This window comes from Paenibacillus sp. JCM 18996 (assembly GCF_055392555.1).
On record NZ_AP043884.1, the window covers coordinates 2,435,755 to 2,458,170 of the forward strand.

The window sequence follows — 22,416 nt, forward strand, 5'->3', positions numbered from 1 at the left end:
GCACGGCGGTTGGTCAGACGTAAGCACCCTGTGAAGCCAGGCACCGACAGCATCCAGCTGCGGATTGCCTCCTTTCAGCTGCAGCTATAGATAAGACGGTCCCCGGCCCGGTTTTGTATCATTTTTCATGCAAAATAATTCATTCCGCCCGTTCCGCCCCCTTTCCTGCTGCGATAAAAAGTTTAGTTCGCCTCAACGGGTGTTTGCTGTATAATTAAATAAAAAATTTGTAAATGCCATCGGGAGGAGTATCGTCCATGAATTACCGTTTTTCTCATACGATCCACAACTTCAATTCATCCGCTGTGCGCGACATTCTCAAGCTTACCCAGGGAAAATCCATCGTCTCTTTCGCGGGGGGACTGCCTGCCGAGGACTATTTTCCCTTACAGGCGGTAAAAGAGGCTTTTGGGCGAGTGTTTGACGGGGGGAACCAGGCGCTGCAATATGGCCTCACTGAAGGCTATACGCCGCTGCGCGAAAGCATCTGCAGGAGAATGGCGCGCAAGGGCATGAACGTAACGCCCGACAACATGCTGCTCACCACTGGCTCCCAGCAGGGAATCGACCTGCTTACGCGTGTCTACATCGATCCGGGCGATGTCATACTTGTGGAGAAGCCGACTTATCTCGCCGCTCTTCAGGTGTTTAAATCGAGGGGCGCCAAGCTGGTGTCCGTAGAAACCGACGAGCAGGGAATGGTACTGGACGATCTGTCCGCCAAAATCAGGGAGCATAACCCGAAGGTCGTCTATGTAATTCCGACCTACTCCAATCCTGCAGGAAGAGTGTGGAGTCTGGAAAGAAGGCTGGGAGTGGTCCGGCAATGCCGAATGAACGGAGTGTTGATTCTCGAGGATGATCCATACGGAGAAATCCGGTTTGAGGAGGAGGCCAATTATCCGACTTTGTTCTCCCTGGACCAGCACCCTGAGGGCAGTGTTGTCGTCTATACGAGCACCTTCTCCAAAACGGTGGCGCCCGCTCTCCGCACCGGGTGGGTGATCGGCGACGCCGGGCTGATCCGTCATATCGCGCGGGCCAAGCAGGCCGCCGACCTGCATTCCAGCACGATGGACCAGCAGGCGCTGTATCAGCTGCTCGAGCATTTTGCCCTGGATGCGCATATTTCCTTGATCCGGGCGAAATACAAAGAAAGAATGCAGCTGATGGTGCGGCTGCTCACCGAGATGAATTGGCCAGGGCTCCGTTGGAATGAGCCTAAGGGCGGAATGTTCATTTGGGTCGAATTGCCGCCTCATATCAAAGCGGAAGAGCTGCTGAAAGCCGCCGTCGAAGAAGGCGTGGCTTTCGTGCCCGGTTCCTCCTTCTACGCGGAAGATCCTGCTTATAACACGATGAGAATGAACTTCTCCCATTCCAACGAGGAAACGATGCGCAAAGGTATGGCCGGCCTGGCAGCCGCCCTGCACAAGTTCGACGAAGCGCATGTCGGGCTGTAATTGAGTTAACGCAAAAGACCGCAGATTTGGGCAACAGCCTCTTTTTGGGAACAGTCCCTTTCAGAACACAATCACCCTTCGGGTGAATTAAGAAAGAAACCTGTTTCTCAGGACCAGGGACCTGTCTTGTTCATACATTTACCTTATAATCGGTGGCAAGTGACGAAGAACGTCCCGTTCCATTCTGACGAGTGGAGGCGGGACGAAGCCGCACACGAAGCTAAAAAACAAGCAAGCCAAAAATAAATCGCCCTTAAGGGGGCTGTCCCAAAAATGTTCGCATTTAATAGGCACATCCCAAATTATAAGCGAAAGGACCTCAAACCCCACTGTTAAGTGGGTAATGAGGCCCTTTTTTATGCTGAATTTAACTCCATTTTCCGTCGCTAGCGTTGCATAAAACTCAAAAATATCCGTGCCTCATCCATCCGATAATACATTGATCATCGTTGCGCAGTATATATATTTCTTTACCCTTAATTTTCGGCAGGATTAAGCTCTCTAAAATATGATGATCACGGTCTCGAATGTATCCATAGTCTGAATCAGTTGCGGCAACAATTTTCATGTTCACCCCGCCCCTCTTTTAGTTACATACATTTTGTCAAGTACGTTGTTCCCTTAGCTTGAACAGTCGGTTTTATTTAATCTCAGTGTACAAACAGGTACTGGTAATCATCTGACCGATTAACCATCTCTTTTACAATCTCCGGCGTCGGTTTAGAAGTAGTGTCATATAGATACCGCCGGTTTGAAGCACAATTCTCCAGCTGATTTTTTAAAAATAGAGAACGCTCAATCAAATCGCCGCTCCCTCGTTCATTAAGACGATGGATTAACGAATCCTCTGCTGCAGTTAAAACGAAATACCTGATTTGTGCATGCAAGTCTGAAACATTTTTGCAAAACCAGTCGAGCTCCGTTTCAATCACGTAATCAATCACTACGTTAAATTCGTTATGAACAAAATTGCGCGTCAAGGAAAGTATGTTTTCCCACGTTAAAGACAGGCGTTCCTCCCAAGGAAGCTCCTCTTTACCTATCAGCATGGAGTCGACAGAATCTCCTTCTATCAGTGCGGCATTATTTAAAATATTGGCAAGCTGTCTGGCGGTTGTAGACTTGCCCACCCCGCACGGACCGGAGATGATATAAATTATGGCAGCAGTTTTTCCAGTCATTTCGTTAACAATGCCCCCGTTTCCTTACTCCTGTTTGGTCTTACAAATCGGATATCCAAAATGCTGCTCAATTTTTTGCAACAGACATCTTTTAAAGAGATTTATGTACTCGCTTATCACTTTAGCTCACACGTCACAAAAATACTTGAAGCGCAGTTTTCAATATTTTCCCTAATATTCCCTTTTTTATTTTTGTTGAAAATTTTCAGTGTCCGTCATTACCATCAATCAATTGTCTCCATTCCTTCCATGCATGCTGATACTGAGTCAGATCCTCCGGATGATGCAGTAAACATGTAGCGATCCGAAAATACAATGCCATAACCATATCCTCTATTAATTCGTTTCTATGAATCGATTCACTGTTCATTTGTTCTACAGCTTGCAGCAAAATGGGAAAATGCAGATCATCCGGCGACGAACAAAATGCATACAAAAGATCGTACAACCGGCGGCCGACTGAAGGAATCGGGTCTATAACGCCGGATAGCTTTCCATGTTCAAACAAAAAATTATGAACGCCGAAGTCACCGTGCAGCACATAGAGATCCTTTTTCGTTATCCGCTTGCTCCGGCGCCTGTGAATCTCCTTTACCAGAACATGGTCCTCTTCCTTAAGATGAGGCCCAATTACAGAGACGGAATAATCAATGTCATGCTCTACACGTTTTGGATCCTCCACCCATTCGTAATCATCCGGCGATTCGGGAGGAACGTAGTGTTTAATCATCAAGCTTATCAATTTGTGCAGGAGATCCTGCTTCGTTCCACGGCTATAACGGGTTTCTCCCGGGATAAAATCGTAGATGATATAACGGTATTCCGCATCCGCATATTTGATGTTCGGCAGCAACGGCAACCCCCGATAGATTTGGTAAAAATGCAGCTCCGCGGCAATTCGCTCGGATGTATTTGATTTTACCACATACATTTCCGGCATAACTTGGGTCCCAATTACCCCGACTGTACTGTCGGTCCCCCCTTTTAATTCACCCCAATGATAAATCGAATCCGGAAGTATGCGGTTTTGTATAATTTCCTCCATGATCTGCTCTAACATACAGTACTATCGTCCTTTCAGTTCTCCTGCCGGCTCTGATGAAACCTTTTCCATTAATGTAGATGATCAACTCTCACGCTCCACCACCGCAGTGTAACTCTATGCTCCCGCACAAGAAAAGCCCCCGCTGTACGGCTTCACAGCCGATGAACGGGGACTTTTATACAGAAAATGTTAAATCAATGTCATATTATTGCGTTGGGAGGCAGGCTGGCTGCGCTTATCGATCAACCGGTTCAGGGCGTCGATGTACGCACGAGCGCTGGCTTCCAGAATATCGGTCGACACTCCTCTGCCCTGCTCGGAAATGCCGTCCTGCTTCAGCACAACATGTACCTCGCCGAGGGCGTCTTTTCCGTGAGTAACGGATTGGATCGTGTAATCGTCTAGCTCAACCGTCTCTTGAGTGGCTTTGTCAATCGCATTGTAGATCGCATCAACCGAACCGTTGCCCAGAGCGGCCTCTTCGAAAATTTGTCCGTCGATCTTCTTCACGCGAACCGTTGCCGTAGGAACGGAGCGGTTTCCGTAGGAAACTTGAACCGTCTCCAGTGTGAATACCTCCGGGCTGGTAATCAGCTTCTCTTCGATCAACGCGCGAATGTCCTCGTCGGAAACATCCTTTTTCTTATCGGCCAAATCCTTGAATTTCCCGAAAGCGTGATTGACCTGCTCGTCATTCAGCTTGTAACCGAGATCCGTCAGCTTCTCGCGGAACGCATGGCGTCCGGAGTGTTTCCCCAGCACCAGCTTGCTTTCTTTGAGTCCGATCGTTTCGGGGGACATAATCTCGTAGGTTGTTTTCTCCTTGAGCATACCGTCCTGATGGATACCGGATTCATGGGCAAAAGCATTCGCTCCCACAATCGCCTTATTCGCCGGAACGACCATCCCGGTCAATCTGCTCACCAATCGGCTGGTGCGGGAGATTTCGCCAAGGACGAGCGAAGTCTTCGCGTTATAAAAATGCTGTCTCGTCTCAAGAGCCATCGCCACTTCTTCAATCGCCGTGTTGCCTGCGCGTTCTCCGATGCCGTTGATCGTGCCTTCAATCTGGTCGGCCCCGTTCATGATCGCGGCAAGCGCGTTCGCGGTAGCCATTCCCAAGTCATCGTGGCAGTGCGCGCTTAGCTGAATATTTTCGATACCCGGAACTTCTTCTTTCAATGTCTTGAAAATGCTGCCGTATTCGTTCGGAGACAGATAGCCGACGGTGTCGGGGATGTTCACCACTGTCGCTCCAGCGCGAATGGCCATAGCCGTGACTTCAATTAGGAAGTCGATTTCTGTGCGGCCTGCGTCCTCCGGTGAAAATTCGATTTTGGCAAAATATTTCCTGGCATATCGAATAGCTGCCTCCGCGGTTTCAAGCACCTGCCCTTTGTCCATGCGCAGCTTATGCTGGCGGTGAATTGGAGACGTGGCAAGAAACAGATGCAGGCAGGGATCCTGGGCATTCCTCAAAGCTTCTCTGACTGCGTCAATATCCTGTGTGCGAGAGCGGGACAGACCGATAACCGTGGCGTTCTTCACTGCCTTGGCTACCGCGTCGACACCTGCAAGATCCCCTGGAGATGCCGCCGGAAAACCCGCCTCCATTCGATCTACGCCAAGCTTCTCGAGCTGCAGGGCGATTTCCACCTTTTCCTGCATGTTCAGATTCACACCCGGAGACTGTTCGCCGTCTCTTAGAGTCGTATCAAAGATATAAATCTTTCTCATCGGATCACCTCCATGAAGATATCTCTCGTTTTTAATCTAACATAAACGATGGCCGAGGGCTCTCCGACTGGTTCTAACCCTCGACCGCTATTTAACACGTTTATGTACGTGCCCGTACATCTATGCCTTAATTACTTCTTGATCCAGTGCATCATTTCACGCAGCTGGCGGCCTACCACCTCAAGCTGGTGCTCGGATTCTCTGCGGCGTGTAGCAGTCAGGAACGCACGGTTCGACTGGTTCTCAAGAACGAAGTCGCGCGCAAATTTACCCTGCTGAATGTCTTCCAGAACCTTCTTCATTTCTTTCTTCGTTTCGTCCGTTACGACGCGAGGTCCGGTTACATAGTCTCCGTACTCGGCAGTGTTGGAGATGGAATGTCTCATGGAAGCCAGTCCGCCTTCGTACATCAGGTCAACGATCAGCTTCAGTTCGTGCAGACACTCGAAGTAAGCAATCTCAGGCTGGTATCCTGCTTCTACAAGAGTTTCAAAGCCTGCCTTCACCAGTGCGGAAGTTCCGCCGCAAAGTACAGCTTGCTCACCGAACAAGTCGGTCTCCGTTTCTTCGCGGAAGGTGGTTTCGATCAATCCCGCGCGGGTGCAGCCGATACCTTTGGCGTAAGCCAAACCGATCTCGGCAGCTTTACCGGAAGCGTCCTGCTCTACAGCGATCAGGCCGGGAACTCCGAAGCCTTCAACGTACACGCGGCGCACCATGTGACCAGGGGATTTGGGAGCGACCATCAATACGTCAAGGTCGGCTGTCGGCACGATTTGACCGAAATGGATATTAAATCCGTGGGAGAAAACAAGGGCTGCGCCCTTTTTCAAGTTAGGTTCTACTTCTGCTTTGTAAACCGACGCTTGGGTTTCGTCCGGCATCAAGATTTGAACCACGTCAGCGCGTTGAACCGCTTCGCCTACGCTTAACACTTCAAAGCCGTCATTTTTTGCTTGTTCCCAGGAACGGCCTTCACGAAGTCCGATAACAACCTGCAGCCCGCTGTCTCTCAGGTTCTGAGCTTGGGCATGGCCTTGACTTCCGTAACCGATAATCGCAATCGTTTTGCCTTTCAGTACGCTTAGATCCGCATCTTTCTCATAATACATTTTCACTGCCATTGGATAAGTCCTCCTTAGAATGATGAAGTTTTATAGTTTATTGAGTTAACCTTTTACGGCATAAAAGACTCATAGGACACGCGGATGCCGCAAAAGAGGTTGAACTTGCGTTTAATCAGCTATGCCGCGGGTCATGGCAGTAACGCCTGTGCGGGAAAGCTCTTTAATGCCGTAAGGCTTGAGCAGTTCCGTCATGGCTTCGATCTTGGTGGACTCTCCAATGACTTGAACGATCAATGAAGTTGGGCCGATGTCGATGACGGCAGCGCGGAAGGTCTCCGCCAGCCCAAGAATTTCGGGACGCAACGCGGGCTCGGCCTGCACTTTGATGAGTGCCAATTCTCTGGCCACCATCGGGTTGGAGCTGAGGTCAATGACTTTGATCACATCGATCAGCTTATACAGCTGCTTGGTCACCTGCTCCAAAGTCTTGTCGTCGCCAATGGTCACGACGACCATCCGGGATAGCCCGATTTCCTCGGACTCCCCTACTGTAATGCTCTCGATGTTAAAGCCGCGGCGGCCGAACAGGCCGGCGACCCTTTGCAGGACGCCTGGTTGATTGTTGACAAGAATGGAAATCGTATGCTTCGTCATCATTGCTGCTCATCCCCCATTACCATATCGCTGATCGTGCTGCCCTGCATTACCATCGGGTAGACGTTCTCGGACTTGTTGACCTTGAACTCGACCAGCACCGGTCCGGGGGTGTTCATCGCTTCCTGCCATGCTTTGCGCGCTTCTTCCTTGCTGCCGGCAGTCAGTCCTTTCACTCCATAAGCTTCCGCCAGCTTGACGAAATCCGGGCTTCCGGCAAGGTCGATATGGCTCAAGCGGTTTTCATAGATAAGCTCCTGCCACTGGCGGACCATTCCAAGCACCTGGTTGTTGATGACCACAATCTTCACCGGAATGTTGTTGATGGCGCAGATCGCAAGCTCTTGGGCACACATCTGCATACCGCCGTCTCCATTGATGGAGATTACCAGTTTATCGGGATTCCCCATTTGGGCGCCGATCGCCGACGGGAATCCGAAGCCCATCGTCCCGAGCCCGCCCGAGCTTACAAAAGAGCGAGGATTCTGGAACTTGTAGAACTGCGCAACCCACATCTGGTGCTGTCCTACATCTGTTGTGACAATCGCTTCCCCTTTAGTCGTCTCGTTGATCATCTCAACAACGTATTGAGGCTTGAGCTCGGTGTCGGAGTCATTGTACCGCAGAGGGTAGTTTTTCTTGTTTTCGGCGATTTGTTCGATCCACTGCTGCGACTTCGCCGGTTTCGCCAAGGTGTTGGCATAGGCCAATACCGCTTTTACGTCACCGATCACGGGGATATCCGTCTTTACGTTCTTTCCGATCTCGGCCGGATCCACGTCGATGTGGGCTATACATTGCGCCTTGGGGGCGAAGCCTTCCAGCTTCATCGTTACGCGGTCGTCAAACCGGGAACCGATGGAGATCAGCAAGTCCGCATTCTGGATCGCCTGGTTGGCCGCATACGTCCCATGCATTCCCGGCATTCCCATCCACAGCTCATTGCCGCTTGGGAAGCCTCCCAGTCCGAGCAGAGTGGTTGTAATCGGAATCCGCGTTTTTTCTACGAATTCCAAAAGCTCTTTGTGCGCGCCGGAGTATACGACTCCGCCGCCTGCAATAATGACCGGTCTTTCGGCTGATTCAATCCGCTGCACCAGCTTCTCGATCTGATCTGTAGCCAGCGGAAGCTGCGGCTCGTATCCACGAATCGATACTTCCTTCGCCGGCTTGAACTCGGTCGTTTGGGCCGAGATATCTTTTGGAATGTCGATCAGTACCGGACCTTTACGGCCTGTATTTGCGATATGGAACGCCTCATGGATGATCCGCGGCAGGTCTTCCACCTTGCGGACCAGATAATTGTGTTTGGTTATTGGCATCGTAATTCCGGTAATATCCGCTTCCTGGAACGCATCGGTTCCGATAAAGGAAGTGGCCACGTTGCCTGTAATGACCACCAGCGGTACGGAGTCCATGTAGGCTGTTGCGATCCCGGTGACCAGGTTGGTTGCTCCCGGTCCGGATGTGGCGATACATACTCCAACTTTGCCGGTTGATCTGGCATATCCGTCCGCCGCGTGAATGGCCCCCTGCTCGTGCCGGGTCAGCAGATGCTGGAAATCGGAGAAACCGTGCAGAGCGTCGTAGATGTAAAGAACAGCACCTCCCGGATAGCCAAACACGCATTCGACACCTTCCAATAATAAACTGCGAAGCAGAATTTCTGATCCGCTGATGATGTCGGGCTGCATTGCTTTCTTGATCAGCTCTTCCTTAGAGCGCAACGGTTCGGCTCCAATACTCATGCTTTTTCCTCCTTCCGAATGGATCGGTTTCTTATGAAACCAAAAAACCCCTTCACATCCCAAGACACAATATGTGCCTGACGGGACGAAAGGGGTTAAATCTTCCGTGGTACCACCCAGATTTTGCCGTATGCCTCACAGCATGCAGCCTTAGCAGGTATTCAATGGAACACCTCAGCACGGTAACGTGTGCTTCTCCGATTCCCCCTAATACCCTTGCCGTAAGGCAAGCTTTTCAGGGAAACAGCTCCGAGGTGAGCTCGTCGATAAAGGATTAAGGCAAAGGTTTCAGCGTTTCCTTCGCTCTCTGGACATAAGGGCCCTTATCACTTCGTCCTCTTCATAGCCGTTCAACAATTCAACTGTGTGATTTTTAGTTAATTATATGCATAGCCTTTCCATTAGTCAATAGGTTATCACAATTTCAACCATATTCATTATGAAAAAGTGAATGGGACCTCTTCCCTGATGATAGGAGCAGGGGCTCTCTACGGCAGCAAAAAACCGCCCCACGAAGGAGGCGGTCCAAATTATGCGTTCATTTTTTGCTTGGCTGCAGTAGCCAGGTCAGCAAAGGCTTGCTGATCGTTTACAGCCAGATCGGCCAGGATTTTGCGGTTCACTTCGATGCCTGCAAGCTTCAAGCCGTGCATCAATTTGCTGTAGGACAAGCCGTTCAAACGTGCGGCCGCGTTGATACGGACGATCCACAATTTGCGGAAATCGCGCTTCCGCTGACGGCGGTCACGGTATGCGTACAGCAAGGATTTCATAACCTGCGCATTAGCTGTTTTAAATATGCGGTGTTTGGAACCAAAGTAACCTTTTGCAAGCTTCAATATTTTTTTATGACGACGACGGGTAACGAACCCGCCCTTAACTCTTGCCATAGTAAAACCCTCCTAGTTTTTAGAAAAATAATTAAATTACTTAATGTTTGAGAGGCCCTGCTTCAGACGCTTTACGTCTCCGGAAGACATAACAGGGTTGCTTCCAAGAACGCGCTTCTGGCGAGCGGATTTACCGGACAGAAGATGGTTTTTGTAAGCTTTGTATCTTCTGACTTTACCAGTCCCCGTAATTTTGAAACGGTCTTTAAGACTGCTGTGTGTTTTCATTTTTGGCATGGGAATTGTTCCTCCTAAAAATATTGTATATCGCATAGGTCGATGAGAACCTTCGGAATAGTCCGTAAATCAGTTGGCTTTAGGCGCAAGAATCATAATCATGCTGCGGCCTTCAAGCTTCGGTGCGCGTTCAACGCTGCAGAGCTCAGCCACTTCCGCAGCCATACGCTCCAGCTGTCTTCTGCCGATCTCCGCATGCGCGATTTCACGGCCGCGGAAACGGACGGACAGCTTCACCTTGTCGCCGTCATTCAGAAACTTCTGGACGTTGCGAAGCTTGGTCTGGAAATCATGCTCGTCAATCGTCGCGCTCAAACGGATTTCTTTGATATCCACAATCTTCTGGTTCTTGCGGGCTTCCTTGTCTTTCTTCTGCAATTCATAGCGGAACTTCCCGTAATCCATAATGCGGCATACCGGCGGTTTGGCGGTTGGAGCGACATTGACAAGATCAAGGTTCGCGTCCGCCGCGAGCTGCATCGCTTCACGGAAAGGCTTGATTCCCAGCTGCTCTCCGTCAGCGCCGATCAAACGAACTTCTTTGGCTCGAATTTCCTCATTGATTAGATGCTCTTTACTAATAGCGTGCCACCTCCATAGGATCTAACTGACTTTCGATGAATCAAGAAAACCTCTACCGAAGCCATTCAAGGATGAGCGACCGCGATTAAAATGCAGGTTTTCCCGGAAAAGAATGTCTGAATTCAGCATAAACCTCAGCGAACTTTAACTTCTTTAACAAAAAAAGATGCGGGCGCATAAGTGCCCACATCTGTTATGATCGAATGATCATCTTCGCTCTTGTTATAAAGATCCGAATACCAGCCAACTTTAGTCGGACAGGTGAGAAGCGGGCGCTTCTGCTTGTGCATATATAAATCGACTAAACTACAATACCACGCTTAAAAGGGAATGTCAATGCTTTTAGCTCACAGCTTGCAGCTGTTAGCTTACCTGCTTGCTCTGAACTTCATCAAGACGGATGACGCGGGTATGCTCGGTATGGCTCCACTGCTTGTTGTTTTGAGTAAAGAACGCGTAGAACGTAATCGGCCACCAGGAAAGCAGGAAGACGATATAGGTGATCAGGCCTTTGTACGACTTGAGCGGCGCCTTCTCCATGATCATTGCAAGCGGGAACTGGGCGTAGATGGCGACGGTGAGAATGTTGAAAACCAAAGGAGCGACCGTATACAGCGATGTAAAAGAAGTCCCTCCGGTCAGCACCAGATCCCCCCAAAGAAGAACGGTGACAATGGAGCCGACAAACGTGTTGTACACATTCAAAGCGTAGATGGCCGTATCGATCTTGGCCCAGCTGCCTTCCCTGATCCCCTGCAGCAGCAGCGGGAAGAAGAATCTTCTGGCCACGGTAAAGTGTCCCTGCATCCAACGAAGCCGCTGCTTGGCGGACGCCTTGAACGTCAGAGGCTTCTCGTCATAGACCTTCGCCTCGTGATTAAAAGTCGGGTAAATGCCGCGCTGCACGCAGCGCATCGTGAACTCCAGGTCCTCGACAAGGGATGTGGCCCCCCAACCCATTTCCTTCAGCAGATTGGATTCGAAGCACATGCCTGTACCGCCCAGATAATTAGCCAGCTTCAGCTTCTTGCGCGGCAGCTGCCATAGACGGTTGCAATACCAGTAAGTGATGGCGTAAGCGGAGGTGACCCAGGAATCGTGAGGGTTTTTGGTATCCAGGTAGGCCTGAATCACCCGCGAACCGTTGCACAGGTCGTTGTTCATATGTGTCAAATAATCAGGATTTACCAGGTTGTCCGCGTCGAACATCACGATGGCGTCGTAAGAGCGCGGGAGCTTCCAAAGCTCCTTAAGCATCCACTCGATCGCGTAGCCTTTTCCCCTGAGGTTAGGATTGCGTCTTTCGTATGCGTAAACCCCCAGGGAACGGGCGATTTCCGCTGTATTGTCGGTACAGTTATCGCAAATCACAAAAATATCGTACAAATGTCTCGGATAATCCAACCGCTTGAGATTCTCGATCAGCGCCCCGACAACCTGTTCCTCATTGTGAGCCGCGACAAGAACCGCAAATGATTTCGTCGGCGCGAAATGCTTGGTTGCCTTGGGCTTTGACCAACCGAAAAAAGTCAAAAACAGCTGGTAGCCTCCGATTAACGCCAAGACAATCTGCAGTGCGAGCAAGATTGTGTCCAGCATCGCTTAAGTCCCCCTTTTTAAATATACCCCTATTGTTTTTCTCTCTGCGGTTTGTCTGTAAACACGAATTCGCCTCGTCGAACCGCTTCGATCGGAAGCCTCACTTATACTATTCGTGTCTTGTTACCCCTTTTGGTTCGGCAGCCGTCTTAGATTTTCTCTTGTTTGAACCCATTTGTCAAAATCCCAAAATAACGGCAGTCGATGCGTTACCTTAGTATTGACTAATTTGAAGGGGCTTTAGCCTGCTGTTCTTATATTTCTGCTCGAATCCTTCCCGTTTCCGTTCATTCTCTCCGATGGCCGGCAAGGAAATAACAGGGAAGCTACATATAGCCTGTTTTATTATAAAACACCTTTGCTTCCAAAACAACTTCATGCCGCTTATTTCACGGCGGTGAGAAGGTCTGTCTTCTGCTTTGCCGACGCGCTTTCGCATACTTCCTCATAGCTATGGAACAATCTGCCGAAAATTTCTTGCCAGGATTGCGAGAGGCTGTACTCCCTGCCCTGTATCGCCAGCCGCCTGCGCAATCCGTGCTCGCGGTACAGGGCAACCACCGCATCCGCGAAGGCAGCGGCATCCCCCGGAGGGCAAAGCCAGCCTGTGGTTCCATGCTTGATGTTGTCGCTGACTCCTCCTGCGTCGGCTCCGATCACGGGAGTGCCCGAAGCCATCGACTCGAGCACGACATTGCCGAAGGTTTCGGTCGCGGAAGGAAACACGAACAAATCAGCGGCGGCATAGAGCTCCGAGAGCTCCTGCCCTTCCACAAAGCCCGGCAGACGAATATCGGCGGCGCCTGCGCAATCTTCTTTCAACTGCGCGAATTGGGGCCCGTCTCCCGCAATAATGAGCACGCATTGATCTCTCACGGACCCAGGCAGAGAGCGGAACGCCTGAAGCAGCACATCGACGCTTTTCTCCGGAGCCAGACGGCCCACGAAGAGCAGGACGAATTTGTCAGCCGGTATTCTATACTTTCTGAGAATTTCTACCCTGTCGACGAGAGGTTGAAACCGCCCCACATCGACTCCCCTTGACCAAATTTCAAGAGCGCCCATGCCCTTGCTTTTCAAGTGGTCCAGAGTCGATTGGGAAGGCACGTAAATTTTGCGGCAATCCTGATGAAACCAGAGCATATACTTCCACAGCATAGGCTCCATCCATTGCAGCTTGTAATAGCTCAAATAGCGGTCAAAATGCGTATGGTAGGAAGCGACGAACGGCACTTTGTTTTTCTTGGCGTAACGGAGCCCGAAAAGTCCGAGATTGAACGGCGTAGCTGCATGCACGATGGTTGGCTGGAACTCTCTCAGCGCCTTGTTCAGAATCATCGGGTTCGGGATAGCCATTCTGCACTCCGGGTACAACAGGAAAGGAATGCTGTAAAATCTTTCCACACCATATTGTTCAGTTTGTCCTTGCTGGCTTTGAGGCGCGAATACTCTACATTCCGCTCCACGGGATTCAAGATATTGAACCCAGCGGCCCAGTGTTTTGGCAACTCCATTGACGTCCGGCACGTAAGTGTCCGTAAACAAAGCGACTCGCATGACCCGATCCCTCCTTAGGTGTTCACCGGAAAGCGTTGATGGAACCCGCAGCAACCTGTAAAAAGGTGTCAATTTGATCATATCGCCGAAATGTTAACTGAAAATCAACTCAAAATTAAAGTTTTTTATGTTAATTCGGTTTGGAATTAATATCCCTTTAACAATTGTAAGCTACACTTAAAATATATATTCCACAAGGTAATGCAATCCAAGGAGGCGAACTTCATGAGTCGGATGGTGAGTTGGCTGCAGGTTCGTGAACAAAGGATGTTCTTTTTTGTCAACCGGAAGATCCATAACGGGATTCTGGACTTTTTATTCTCGAGAATAACCCATATGGGAGGCGCTACTTTTACGATCGCTGTCGCCCTTATGGTCGCGGTGTTCGGACACGGGCACTGGAGGCTCGCCGGACTGCAGAGCTGCCTGGCGCTTGCTCTGAGCCACATCCCTGTGGCGATTATCAAGAAAAAATACCCGCGTCTGCGCCCCTACCTGGTGCTGCCGGACGCCAAAATAGGCAAGAATCCGCTGACGGACCATTCTTTTCCTTCCGGCCATACAACGGCGATTTTTTCGATTGTGATCCCCTTCGCCGCTCTTTCTTTCTGGTTCGGGTTGGCGGTTGTGGCCATCGCCCTGCTGGTTGGGCTATCAAGAATTTATTTGGGGCTTCATTATCCTTCGGATGTGCTGGCAGGTTCTTTTCTGGGTTCTGCCGCGGCGGTTTTAAGCGTATTATTTGTTGGTTAGATCAGAATTGATCTGCAGCACCGATTTAATTTCGCCCATCCCAGCCCCGAGTCCAGTTGTGCATTTGCAAGGAACTGATATAATCTTTCAAAAAACGGTTAATGATAAAATTAGAAACTTCCATGGTAAGGTTAGGTGAATTCATTGCGAAAGAAACGAGTTTTGCTGTTGTCCGAAGGCTTTGGCGCTGGGCATACGCAAGCCGCTCACGCGCTGGCCCTTGGCTTGCGGCGGTTGGACCCCGCCGTTCAGACGAGGGTAATGGAGCTGGGCTCATTCCTGCATCCGACCATCGCGCCGTGGATATTCACCATGTACCGTAAAACCGTAACGTCGCAGCCGAGACTGTATGGAGCCCTTTATCGTTCCCAGTACAAAAAATCGTTAAACCGCTTCACCAGGCTCGCTCTCCACCGCATCTGCTACTCCCAGACAGCGGAGATCATTAAACAGCTCAAGCCGGACACGATCGTGTGCACGCACCCTTTTCCCAATGCCGTAGTGTCCAGATTAAAAAGGTTCGGCCTGTCCGTTCCCCTGTTTACGGTCATTACGGATTACGACGCGCACGGCACTTGGGTGAATCCGGAAGTAAACAGGTACCTGGTGTCGACGCCGGATGTAAGAATGAAGCTGATGCACCGCGGAGTGCCTTCACAGAACATCCAGGTGACGGGGATTCCAATCCACCCGAATTTCTGGGCCCCCAATAATCGGGAGGAAATCCGCAGCCAGCTGTTTTTGAAGCCCCTCCCTACCGTTCTCATTATGGGCGGCGGCTGGGGGCTTGTGAAGAACGAGAAGCTGATGGAGCATATCACCCGATGGCGCGATCAGGTGCAGCTCATTTTCTGCTTGGGGAGCAATGTCAAGACGTTAGCGAAGCTGTCGGACCACCCCAGCTTCCGTCACCAAAACATCCGTTTGATGGGCTTCACTTCAGACGTCGACAAGCTGATGGACGCTTCGGACCTGCTGATCACGAAACCCGGCGGTATGACGTGCACGGAGGGCCTGGCCAAGGGCATCCCGATGCTCTTCTACAACACGATTCCGGGGCAGGAAGAAGAGAATGTGCTATATTTTACACAGCAGGGATTCGGGGAGAAGGTCATCTCCGAGGAAACGATAGACGCCTGGTTATCCCATCTGGTTGAGCAGTATCCCGAAGTGGTGAAGCACCGTGAGTTCATGACCAACCGGTTCCACCAATACAAACCCGCGGAATGCTCTCAAGCGATCATCGAGCATTTGCTGAGCTACAATTAAAAAAGGTCTCCCCGGCGGCTGTCGGCGCCGTCATCGGGAGACCTTTTTCGTGCCGGTCAGGCTTCGGGGAAATGCTCAGGCGCTTTTCGCTTGCCAAAGCCCTTGTCTGCAAAATCGGCCTCCAGCGCTTTGACATGCTGGTCCAGACTCTGCTTCCCGATCACTACCTCACATCGGTGGATGTTGACGCCCTGCTCGACGAACTTCATTTCGTACTCAGTCATGACATGGTCGGGATTCACTTGGTCCCTATGAAGGTTAAGCGTAATATTGCGCATGCGGAGTCCGAGGTCGGCAAAGGAATTCAATGAAAATTCAAATAACGTCTGTGAATCGGTTTTGAGATGAATTTCTCCGCGTTCATTCAGAAAGCTTTGATATTTTCGGACAAACCTCGGATGGGTGAGCCTTCTGCGTTCATGCTTTTTTTTGGGCCACGGATCGCTGAAGTTAAGATAAATGCGATCGATCTCCCCTGCGCCGAAGATTTCATCTATGTGTTCGATATTGAACAGGACGAGCGCCAGGTTGCTTGTATCACCGATCCCGCTCTCCAGTCTGGCGGCGCGGGCTTTTTCGCTGGATTTGCGCAGAAGCTCGTCGTACATGTCGATACCGATAAAATTCGCTTCCGGGTGTTTGATGCTCATTTGCGAGATAAACCGGCCCTTGCCCATACCGAGCTCTACATGGATCGGCCGGCCGTTGCCGAAATATTCCGCCCATTGGCCTTTATAATCGCGTGGATTCAGAATCACCAGATCCTGCTGCCGCTCAATCGATTCACGAATCCCTTTTCTTCCGCGTAATCTCATCTATTATGCCTCCAGATCCATCATTGTCTCATGCAAATGATAGTCCATTACAGGCCGAAAATCAAAGGTTAGCTCTTGGGCTTTCCAAATTGGAAAATCATTAAAAAACACCGCTCTTTCGAGGGTGTTTTCCAGGAAGCCCGCGGATTAACGGTTAGGGTGGTTATTTGGGCTTTTGTCTTTGCCGCGCATCCCCGCGAGTCCGATCAATCCCAAAAGACCCAACCATCCGTAGTTGGTGTTCGGACGAGTATCCGCATAAGTTCTATAGTTGTTGGCATTTCCGTAATAATCTGTGCTGTAAGTTGAAGTAGTTCCAGTAGTTCCGTCCGCCCTGGTGTTCATCCTGTTTGCTGCACCGCCGTAGTTGTCTGTACCATACGTGTTCGTACCTGTACCCGTTGTCGTACCATAGCCGGTGGTAGTGCCGTAACCTGAAGTCGTGCCTGTTCCGGTCGTGTCGGTGCTCGTTCCGGTTCCGCTCGTTCCGGTAGTGGTTCCTGTTGTGCTGGTGGTGCTGGTGGTTCCAGCAGCGGAACCTTCGGCATAGGCGTCAGCTCCAAGACCCAATCCCAGTCCCAACGCCAAAACGAAAGCAGCCGCGTGACGCTTGTTCATCGTAAATCTCCCTTCATGAAGAGTATTTTGTTGCATCTTTATGTTTCTCTGAGTGCCAGGGATTTATGCTGTGAGCAGTTATTGGCAGCTTCATTGTAGAGGTAAAAATTACAGGGGTTCGCTTTTGCAGATTTTTTGATTACAATAATGTTATGATTACGAAAAAGGAGTTTATCGCAAATGCAGCAATCTTCCGTTAAACCCCTCCTGTGGGAGGATAAACGTTTTCATACATGGAACTTCGAAATGCGGCGCGAGTTCGGCACGAAAGTGTTCAAAGTGATGCTTGATGCGGGCTTTACTTGCCCTAACCGGGACGGAAAAATCGCTGCCGGAGGCTGTACGTTTTGCAGTGCGCGGGGATCGGGCGATTTTGCCGGAAGCCGAAGAGACGACCTGGTCACCCAGTTTAATAAAATACGGGACCTGCAGCACCAAAAATGGCCCGAAGCCAAGTATATCGGCTATTTCCAGGCTTATACGAACACCTACGCGCCGGTCGAGGAATTAAAAGAATACTATGAAGCGATTCTCAAACAGCCTGGTGTGGTAGGGCTGTCGATCGCCACGCGGCCGGACTGTCTGCCTGACGATGTTGTGGAATATTTGGCGGAGCTCAACAAGCGGACTTATTTGTGGGTGGAAATGGGGCTGCAGACGATCCACGAGAAAACCTCGACTCTGATCAACCGGGCCCACGACACCCAGTGCTATATTGATGCGGTAGCCAAGCTGAGAAAGCACAATATCCGGACCTGCGCCCATATTATTTACGGGCTTCCCTGCGAGACGCACGAAATGATGATGGAAACAGGCAAAGCTGTCGCTCAGATGGACGTGCAGGGGATCAAAATCCACCTTCTCCATTTGATGCGCAAAACTCCCATGGTCAAGCAGTATGAGGCGGGGCTTCTCAGATTTCTGGAGAAAGACGAATATGTGAAGCTTATTGTCGATACATTGGAAATTTTGCCGCCCGAAATGATCGTTCACCGGCTGACAGGCGACGCGCCGCGGGACCTGCTGATCGGCCCGATGTGGAGTTTGAAAAAGTGGGAAGTGCTTAACGCGTTTGACGCTGAGTTAAAGCGCAGAGATTCGTGGCAGGGCAAGTTTTGGCAGGCATAGGCAGTAGCTTGGCCGCGGCGTGGGGTTGAGATTTGCAGCCCACGCGGGAGGGCTGGGTTGGCTCGCGGCTGGGCGCGGCTGCAGCCCCTCCCAAATCAGAGCCGCCCAAACCTAATTCTGCTGCCCTAAAGCAGCAGATGACAAAGCCGGAGGCTGATGCAGCACAGCCAGCCAAGCCGCACGCTCCTACGGCGCCGATCGTGCCGCAGCCTCAGCCCACAGAGGCTGCCAAAGCCGCAGCCCCTTGAGTCGACTACCTTGGAAAGGAAGGTTTACATGGGCTTTCCGTCAATTCTGAGCTTTGCTCACAAGCTGATCGAAGAACGTGTGCGACCCGGAGACGCTGTCGTCGACGCGACGGTCGGAAACGGCGTGGATACGCTTTTTCTTGCGCGGTTGGTCGGTCTCCACGGGCGGGTGTACGGCTTCGACATCCAACAGCAAGCATTGGATAACGCTGCCGCCCGCCTGCGCAATGAATCCCCTGCGGCCGCCGAAACAGTCCAATTCTTTCTACGCAGCCATTCGGAGATGTCTGAAGCGGTTCCCTTCTCAAACCATGGCTATATTCAAGCCGTCATGTTCAATTTAGGTTACCTTCCGGGAGCGGACCACGCAACCATAACGAGACCTTCGACCACCCTTCCAGCGCTAGACGCCGCGCTAAACCTGCTTGACAAAGGCGGCGTTATCACGGCGGTGCTTTACCCCGGTCACGAAGGCGGGCAGGAAGAAGCCCAGTCTGTAATGAAATGGGCCGCCAGCCTTTCCCGGAAGGAGTATCAAGTGCTGCAATACCGGTTTATGAACCAGCGGCAGCACCCTCCCTTCCTCATCGCTATCGAAAAAAGATAGAGCTATGGTATAATAACCAGAAAAGACCAATTATTACAAGAAAGCAGGGATTTCCGCCGTGTCTGCAGTTAAACCGTATCCTCTACAGTTTCAACCTGAAATGAAAGAACGAGTTTGGGGCGGGCGGGCTTTAGAGCAGTTCGGCCTCGTTTTGCCGGAAGGGCGCATCGGCGAAGGCTGGATGATCGGCGACCATCCCAATGGTACAACGAAAGTGATGAACGGCGGCTTGGCCGGGTGGGGCCTGGATCGGGTGCGCGAGCAGTACGGCAAGGAATTTTTCGGATCCCGCGGGTTCTCGGAGAAAAACGGCCGCTTCCCGCTGCTGATCAAGCTTCTGGACTGTGAAGACGACCTCTCCGTCCAGGTCCATCCCAATGATCACTACGGGAAATTAACGCCTGGTGAATTGGGCAAAACGGAAATGTGGTACATATTAGCAGCTAAACCCGGAGCCAAAATCATTTACGGCCTTAAAGACGGCGAAAGCCGCGAATCCCTGACTAAAGCGATCGAGGAAGACCGGATTCTGGACAGCCTGCACGAAGTGAGCGTGGGGGCCGGAGACTCTTTTTACATTCCTGCGGGCACGGTGCATGCTTTGGGGGCAGGCGTGCTGGTAGCGGAAATCCAGCAGAACTCAGACACCACTTACCGCCTGTACGATTACAACCGGCCCGGACTTGACGGACAGCCCCGCGAGCTTCATATCGAGGATTCCCTTAACGTGATTGCTTACGACGGCGCCGGCTCCACCTATATGAAAACGGACCTCCCTACCCCCAACGAGTGGCTGGCTCTTGCGCAATCTCCTTATTTTATCGTGGAAAAAGGGAAAGTCGACGGACACTGGAGTTTGAGCACGACAGCCGAAAGCTTTGTCATACATGTCATTTGTGAAGGTACCGGCCAGCTTACTTGGGCAGACGGCGCTCTCGATGCCAAAGCCGGCGATTGTTTCCTTGTCCCGGCGGCACTCGGAGATTATGCGCTGGAAGGCAATTTGACGGTGTTAAGGAGTTATATCCACTAATCAGCACAGGAGGCTTTTCCTTCGCGGAGGGCTTCTTTTTTCGATTTTTGGAGTCAAGACGCTTTCCTGAGTCAGGGCTATTCTCTCGGGTGAACACGTTATCTACAATGAGGGGTACTTCACTTTCGCGAATTCCGCAAAATCGTTCCCCCCGCTGCCCCGCAATGTGGGTGTAAGATTGCCCAATCTCTTCCCGTGGAATGTGCCGCTCTTCGTTCAGAGCCAACCATAGTCCGGGATATGCGGCGGAAAGTCCATCGACAAAAAGGAAACTTAAAACGCCTAAGCCCCTGTTTTTATAAGGTTAAACGGAGATCCGACGCAGAAGGTCCATTGAGTAAATTTGCGCTTCTTCGCCTGAATCCGGCTGGAAATAGGCGATCAGCAGGCTTTCGCCGCTTCCGTCCGTTTTACCCGTCTCCAAATACCGTCCCAAATTAAAAGGGACCTGCTCCACCATCACATGCTTATGAAGCTCCTTTTCGCTGACCTCCAGCGAGGCAAATCCGCCTGATACGGCCTCCGGATGCTCGGCAAGCAGCTTGTACAGACCGTTCTGCTGTTCTTTTTCCAGAGAGAAGTTCCACCATACTTTGCGGGGCTTATATTTATGGCCGGCGAAGTAGTCGAGCTTCATCAATCCTTCGATCACGGGCAGCTGCCTGGCTCCGCGCTGTCTCAAAAACGCATAAAGCCGCGTGAATAAATCCTCCAGCTGATGGCCGATCCGCTGCCAGCCTCTGCTCTCCCAATAATCGCCGAACTCCTGAAAGAAATCGAAGGCGGAGCTGAATTCGTGATCGATCAGGTAGCGGACCGTGTGGTCCAGCCGGTGGGCGTTCCAGTACTTCTCCAGTACGTCCTCGACCCTTTTGATGCGGATAATATCGGTAAAAGGCAATATATCGTTGCCCAAAATTTCATACGGCGCATGGTCCATATAGATGTATCCGTATTTGGCGGCATCGTGGCGCATTCCCGTGCCGCGAAGCATTTTGAGAAAACCGAGCTGCAGCTCTTCCGGCCCCAGGGCGAACACGTCATTGAACGTTTTGCGGAAAGAGTGGTAATCCTCCTCCGGCAGCCCGGCGATCAGGTCCAGATGCTGGTCGATCTTGCCGCTTTGTTTTATTTTGTCCACGGTGCGTGCCAGCTTGGTGAAATTCTGCCTGCGCTTCACGAGTTCATTCGTCGTTTCATTGGTGGACTGAACCCCGATTTCAAACCGGAACACCCCTGGAAGCGCGTTCTCGGACAGGAAGTCCAGCACCTCGGGACGCATGATATCGGCAGTAATCTCGAACTGGAACACACAGCCTCTATGATTCTCGATCAAAAACCGGAAAATTTCCATAGCATAATCTCTTTTGATATTAAACGTCCTGTCCACGAATTTGATCAGCTTGGCGCCGGAATCGATCAGATACAGAAGGTCGCGCTTGGTCCGCTCCATATCGAAATACCGCACCCCAACCTCAATGCTCGATAAGCAAAATTGGCAGGAAAACGGGCAGCCCCGGCTAGTCTCGAAATAAACAACGCGGTTAGCCAGGCTCGGCACATCTTCGGCGAAACGGTACGGCGACGGAATATCATCCAGCTTGAGCTTGGGACGGGGCGGGTTGGTCAGCACTTTACCGCCTTTGCGGTAGACGGCTCCGAACACGGAATACATCGCCCTATCTCCCGTGAGCTCCTTCAGCAGATGGTGGAGCGTCTCTTCCCCTTCGCCCATCACGATGTAATCGGCCTCGGGAATCCGGTTCATCCAATATTCCGTGTCGTAGGACACTTCGGGACCGCCCAGTACGACGGTAAGCTCGGGCATGATTTTTTTGATCATGCCGATGACGGCGATCGTCTCCTCGATGTTCCAAATGTAGCAGGAAAACCCGAGGACATCGGGCCGCTTCCGGAACAGGTCGGAGACGATATTCATCGCCGGGTCCTTGATTGTATATTCGCTGATCTCGACATCGAAGTCTTTGTCGCAGAACGCTTTCAAATATCTCAAAGCCAAAGACGTATGAATGTACTTGGCGTTTAATGTGGTTAATACGACTTTCATGTTAACAGGCCTCTTTTGCAGCGTAATTTGCCGGCAGCGGCTGGCTTTTGCCGACCCCCCATATGTAAAGCTTTTGTAATGGCGGGCGACAAGACCCCTCTATTCTACACTGAAAAA

General features: G+C 51.1%; 21 protein-coding genes, 1 pseudogene and 1 other annotated feature. Of the genes and pseudogenes, 7 read left to right on the forward strand and 15 right to left on the reverse strand.

Going from position 1 to position 22,416, the window contains the following annotated elements:
* Positions 1-257 precede the first annotated feature (257 nt).
* The gene (locus ACZ5N7_RS11920; RefSeq protein WP_464654386.1) at positions 258-1,463 is read left to right on the forward strand and encodes an aminotransferase-like domain-containing protein; all 1,206 of its coding nucleotides are present in this window, start codon (positions 258-260) and stop codon (positions 1,461-1,463) included.
* A 650-nt stretch (positions 1,464-2,113) separates the two neighbouring features.
* Here the strand turns inward: ACZ5N7_RS11920 and ACZ5N7_RS11925 are convergent.
* From ACZ5N7_RS11925 to ACZ5N7_RS11975, 11 genes are all read right to left on the reverse strand, one after another.
* Positions 2,114-2,644: a P-loop nucleotide/nucleoside kinase family protein gene (locus ACZ5N7_RS11925; RefSeq protein WP_464654387.1), complete on the reverse strand. Its 531-nt coding sequence runs from the start codon at positions 2,642-2,644 to the stop codon at positions 2,114-2,116.
* A 205-nt stretch (positions 2,645-2,849) separates the two neighbouring features.
* Complete coding sequence (locus tag ACZ5N7_RS11930; protein WP_464654388.1) at positions 2,850-3,704, reverse strand: phosphotransferase; 855 nt, start codon at positions 3,702-3,704, stop codon at positions 2,850-2,852.
* A gap of 174 nt (positions 3,705-3,878) precedes the next feature.
* Positions 3,879-5,426 (reverse strand): 2-isopropylmalate synthase, encoded by a 1,548-nt coding sequence (locus ACZ5N7_RS11935; protein WP_464654389.1) that lies wholly within the window; start codon positions 5,424-5,426, stop codon positions 3,879-3,881.
* A 131-nt stretch (positions 5,427-5,557) separates the two neighbouring features.
* On the reverse strand, positions 5,558-6,550 hold the full coding sequence (ilvC, locus tag ACZ5N7_RS11940) for a ketol-acid reductoisomerase (RefSeq protein ID WP_464654390.1): 993 nt from the start codon (positions 6,548-6,550) through the stop codon (positions 5,558-5,560).
* Between the two features lie 111 nt (positions 6,551-6,661).
* Positions 6,662-7,150 (reverse strand): acetolactate synthase small subunit, encoded by a 489-nt coding sequence (gene ilvN, locus ACZ5N7_RS11945; protein ID WP_464654391.1) that lies wholly within the window; start codon positions 7,148-7,150, stop codon positions 6,662-6,664.
* Complete coding sequence (gene ilvB / locus ACZ5N7_RS11950; protein WP_464654393.1) at positions 7,147-8,895, reverse strand: biosynthetic-type acetolactate synthase large subunit; 1,749 nt, start codon at positions 8,893-8,895, stop codon at positions 7,147-7,149. Before ilvB ends, ilvN begins: the two co-directional genes overlap by 4 nt.
* A 530-nt stretch (positions 8,896-9,425) precedes the next feature.
* Positions 9,426-9,785, reverse strand: coding sequence for a 50S ribosomal protein L20 (rplT, locus tag ACZ5N7_RS11955; RefSeq protein ID WP_464654395.1), 360 nt, complete (start codon positions 9,783-9,785; stop codon positions 9,426-9,428).
* Between the two features lie 36 nt (positions 9,786-9,821).
* A complete protein-coding gene (gene rpmI, locus ACZ5N7_RS11960) occupies positions 9,822-10,022 on the reverse strand; it encodes a 50S ribosomal protein L35 (protein ID WP_464654397.1) in 201 nt (66 codons plus the stop codon).
* A 69-nt stretch (positions 10,023-10,091) separates the two neighbouring features.
* Positions 10,092-10,625, reverse strand: a complete 534-nt coding sequence (infC, locus tag ACZ5N7_RS11965; protein ID WP_464659251.1) for a translation initiation factor IF-3 — start codon at positions 10,623-10,625, stop codon at positions 10,092-10,094.
* 133 nt (positions 10,626-10,758) lie between these two features.
* Positions 10,759-10,894: a sequence feature (ribosomal protein L20 leader region), on the reverse strand.
* A 73-nt stretch (positions 10,895-10,967) separates the two neighbouring features.
* Positions 10,968-12,203 carry a glycosyltransferase family 2 protein gene (locus ACZ5N7_RS11970; RefSeq protein ID WP_464654399.1) on the reverse strand — a complete coding sequence of 412 codons (1,236 nt, stop codon included), beginning with the start codon at positions 12,201-12,203 and terminating at the stop codon, positions 10,968-10,970.
* Positions 12,204-12,587: 384 nt separating this feature from the next.
* Positions 12,588-13,760 (reverse strand): glycosyltransferase family 4 protein, encoded by a 1,173-nt coding sequence (locus ACZ5N7_RS11975; RefSeq protein ID WP_464654401.1) that lies wholly within the window; start codon positions 13,758-13,760, stop codon positions 12,588-12,590.
* Positions 13,761-13,985: 225 nt separating this feature from the next.
* Between ACZ5N7_RS11975 and ACZ5N7_RS11980 the strand changes: the two genes are divergently transcribed.
* Both ACZ5N7_RS11980 and ACZ5N7_RS11985 read left to right on the forward strand, forming a co-directional pair.
* Positions 13,986-14,513: a phosphatase PAP2 family protein gene (locus ACZ5N7_RS11980; RefSeq protein WP_464654402.1), complete on the forward strand. Its 528-nt coding sequence runs from the start codon at positions 13,986-13,988 to the stop codon at positions 14,511-14,513.
* A 144-nt stretch (positions 14,514-14,657) separates the two neighbouring features.
* A complete protein-coding gene (locus tag ACZ5N7_RS11985) occupies positions 14,658-15,782 on the forward strand; it encodes an MGDG synthase family glycosyltransferase (protein ID WP_464654404.1) in 1,125 nt (374 codons plus the stop codon).
* A 56-nt stretch (positions 15,783-15,838) separates the two neighbouring features.
* Here the strand turns inward: ACZ5N7_RS11985 and trmB are convergent, their stop codons facing one another.
* Both trmB and ACZ5N7_RS11995 read right to left on the reverse strand, forming a co-directional pair.
* A complete protein-coding gene (gene trmB, locus ACZ5N7_RS11990) occupies positions 15,839-16,597 on the reverse strand; it encodes a tRNA (guanosine(46)-N7)-methyltransferase TrmB (RefSeq protein WP_464654406.1) in 759 nt (252 codons plus the stop codon).
* Positions 16,598-16,744: 147 nt separating this feature from the next.
* Positions 16,745-17,215, reverse strand: a complete 471-nt coding sequence (locus ACZ5N7_RS11995) for a WGxxGxxG-CTERM domain-containing protein (RefSeq protein WP_464654408.1) — start codon at positions 17,213-17,215, stop codon at positions 16,745-16,747.
* Positions 17,216-17,395: 180 nt separating this feature from the next.
* Between ACZ5N7_RS11995 and mnmL the strand changes: the two genes are divergently transcribed.
* From mnmL to ACZ5N7_RS12015, 4 genes are read left to right on the forward strand one after another with little or no spacing between them, the layout of a single operon-like run.
* A complete protein-coding gene (gene mnmL / locus ACZ5N7_RS12000) occupies positions 17,396-18,343 on the forward strand; it encodes a tRNA modification radical SAM protein MnmL/YtqA (protein ID WP_464654410.1) in 948 nt (315 codons plus the stop codon).
* Positions 18,344-18,375: 32 nt separating this feature from the next.
* Positions 18,376-18,591: a hypothetical protein gene (locus tag ACZ5N7_RS12005; protein WP_464654411.1), complete on the forward strand. Its 216-nt coding sequence runs from the start codon at positions 18,376-18,378 to the stop codon at positions 18,589-18,591.
* Between the two features lie 28 nt (positions 18,592-18,619).
* A complete protein-coding gene (mnmM, locus tag ACZ5N7_RS12010) occupies positions 18,620-19,198 on the forward strand; it encodes a tRNA 5-(aminomethyl)-2-thiouridylate-methyltransferase MnmM (RefSeq protein ID WP_464654413.1) in 579 nt (192 codons plus the stop codon).
* A 58-nt stretch (positions 19,199-19,256) separates the two neighbouring features.
* On the forward strand, positions 19,257-20,231 hold the full coding sequence (locus ACZ5N7_RS12015; RefSeq protein WP_464654415.1) for a type I phosphomannose isomerase catalytic subunit: 975 nt from the start codon (positions 19,257-19,259) through the stop codon (positions 20,229-20,231).
* 160 nt (positions 20,232-20,391) lie between these two features.
* Here ACZ5N7_RS12015 and ACZ5N7_RS12020 read toward each other — a convergent pair.
* Positions 20,392-20,499, reverse strand: a pseudogene (locus ACZ5N7_RS12020) (metallothiol transferase FosB); the annotation flags it as partial.
* Positions 20,500-20,535: 36 nt separating this feature from the next.
* Positions 20,536-22,299 (reverse strand): B12-binding domain-containing radical SAM protein, encoded by a 1,764-nt coding sequence (locus tag ACZ5N7_RS12025; RefSeq protein ID WP_464654417.1) that lies wholly within the window; start codon positions 22,297-22,299, stop codon positions 20,536-20,538.
* Positions 22,300-22,416 lie beyond the last annotated feature (117 nt).

Excerpts from the sequence above, each read along its gene's own strand:
- mnmL (WP_464654410.1), top strand. The coding sequence starts at position 17,396 with ATGCAGCAATCTTCCGTTAAACCCCTCCTGTGGGAGGATAAACGTTTT.
- ilvB (WP_464654393.1), bottom strand. The coding sequence starts at position 8,895 with ATGAGTATTGGAGCCGAACCGTTGCGCTCTAAGGAAGAGCTGATCAAG.
- ACZ5N7_RS11970 (WP_464654399.1), bottom strand. The coding sequence starts at position 12,203 with ATGCTGGACACAATCTTGCTCGCACTGCAGATTGTCTTGGCGTTAATC.
- mnmM (WP_464654413.1), top strand. The coding sequence starts at position 18,620 with ATGGGCTTTCCGTCAATTCTGAGCTTTGCTCACAAGCTGATCGAAGAA.
- ACZ5N7_RS11975 (WP_464654401.1), bottom strand. The coding sequence starts at position 13,760 with ATGCGAGTCGCTTTGTTTACGGACACTTACGTGCCGGACGTCAATGGA.
- ACZ5N7_RS11935 (WP_464654389.1), bottom strand. The coding sequence starts at position 5,426 with ATGAGAAAGATTTATATCTTTGATACGACTCTAAGAGACGGCGAACAG.
- ACZ5N7_RS11980 (WP_464654402.1), top strand. The coding sequence starts at position 13,986 with ATGAGTCGGATGGTGAGTTGGCTGCAGGTTCGTGAACAAAGGATGTTC.
- ACZ5N7_RS11930 (WP_464654388.1), bottom strand. The coding sequence starts at position 3,704 with ATGTTAGAGCAGATCATGGAGGAAATTATACAAAACCGCATACTTCCG.
- trmB (WP_464654406.1), bottom strand. The coding sequence starts at position 16,597 with ATGAGATTACGCGGAAGAAAAGGGATTCGTGAATCGATTGAGCGGCAG.
- ACZ5N7_RS11995 (WP_464654408.1), bottom strand. The coding sequence starts at position 17,215 with ATGAACAAGCGTCACGCGGCTGCTTTCGTTTTGGCGTTGGGACTGGGA.
- ilvC (WP_464654390.1), bottom strand. The coding sequence starts at position 6,550 with ATGGCAGTGAAAATGTATTATGAGAAAGATGCGGATCTAAGCGTACTG.
- rplT (WP_464654395.1), bottom strand. The coding sequence starts at position 9,785 with ATGGCAAGAGTTAAGGGCGGGTTCGTTACCCGTCGTCGTCATAAAAAA.
- rpmI (WP_464654397.1), bottom strand. The coding sequence starts at position 10,022 with ATGCCAAAAATGAAAACACACAGCAGTCTTAAAGACCGTTTCAAAATT.
- ACZ5N7_RS11925 (WP_464654387.1), bottom strand. The coding sequence starts at position 2,644 with ATGACTGGAAAAACTGCTGCCATAATTTATATCATCTCCGGTCCGTGC.
- ACZ5N7_RS12025 (WP_464654417.1), bottom strand. The coding sequence starts at position 22,299 with ATGAAAGTCGTATTAACCACATTAAACGCCAAGTACATTCATACGTCT.
- ACZ5N7_RS11920 (WP_464654386.1), top strand. The coding sequence starts at position 258 with ATGAATTACCGTTTTTCTCATACGATCCACAACTTCAATTCATCCGCT.
- ilvN (WP_464654391.1), bottom strand. The coding sequence starts at position 7,150 with ATGATGACGAAGCATACGATTTCCATTCTTGTCAACAATCAACCAGGC.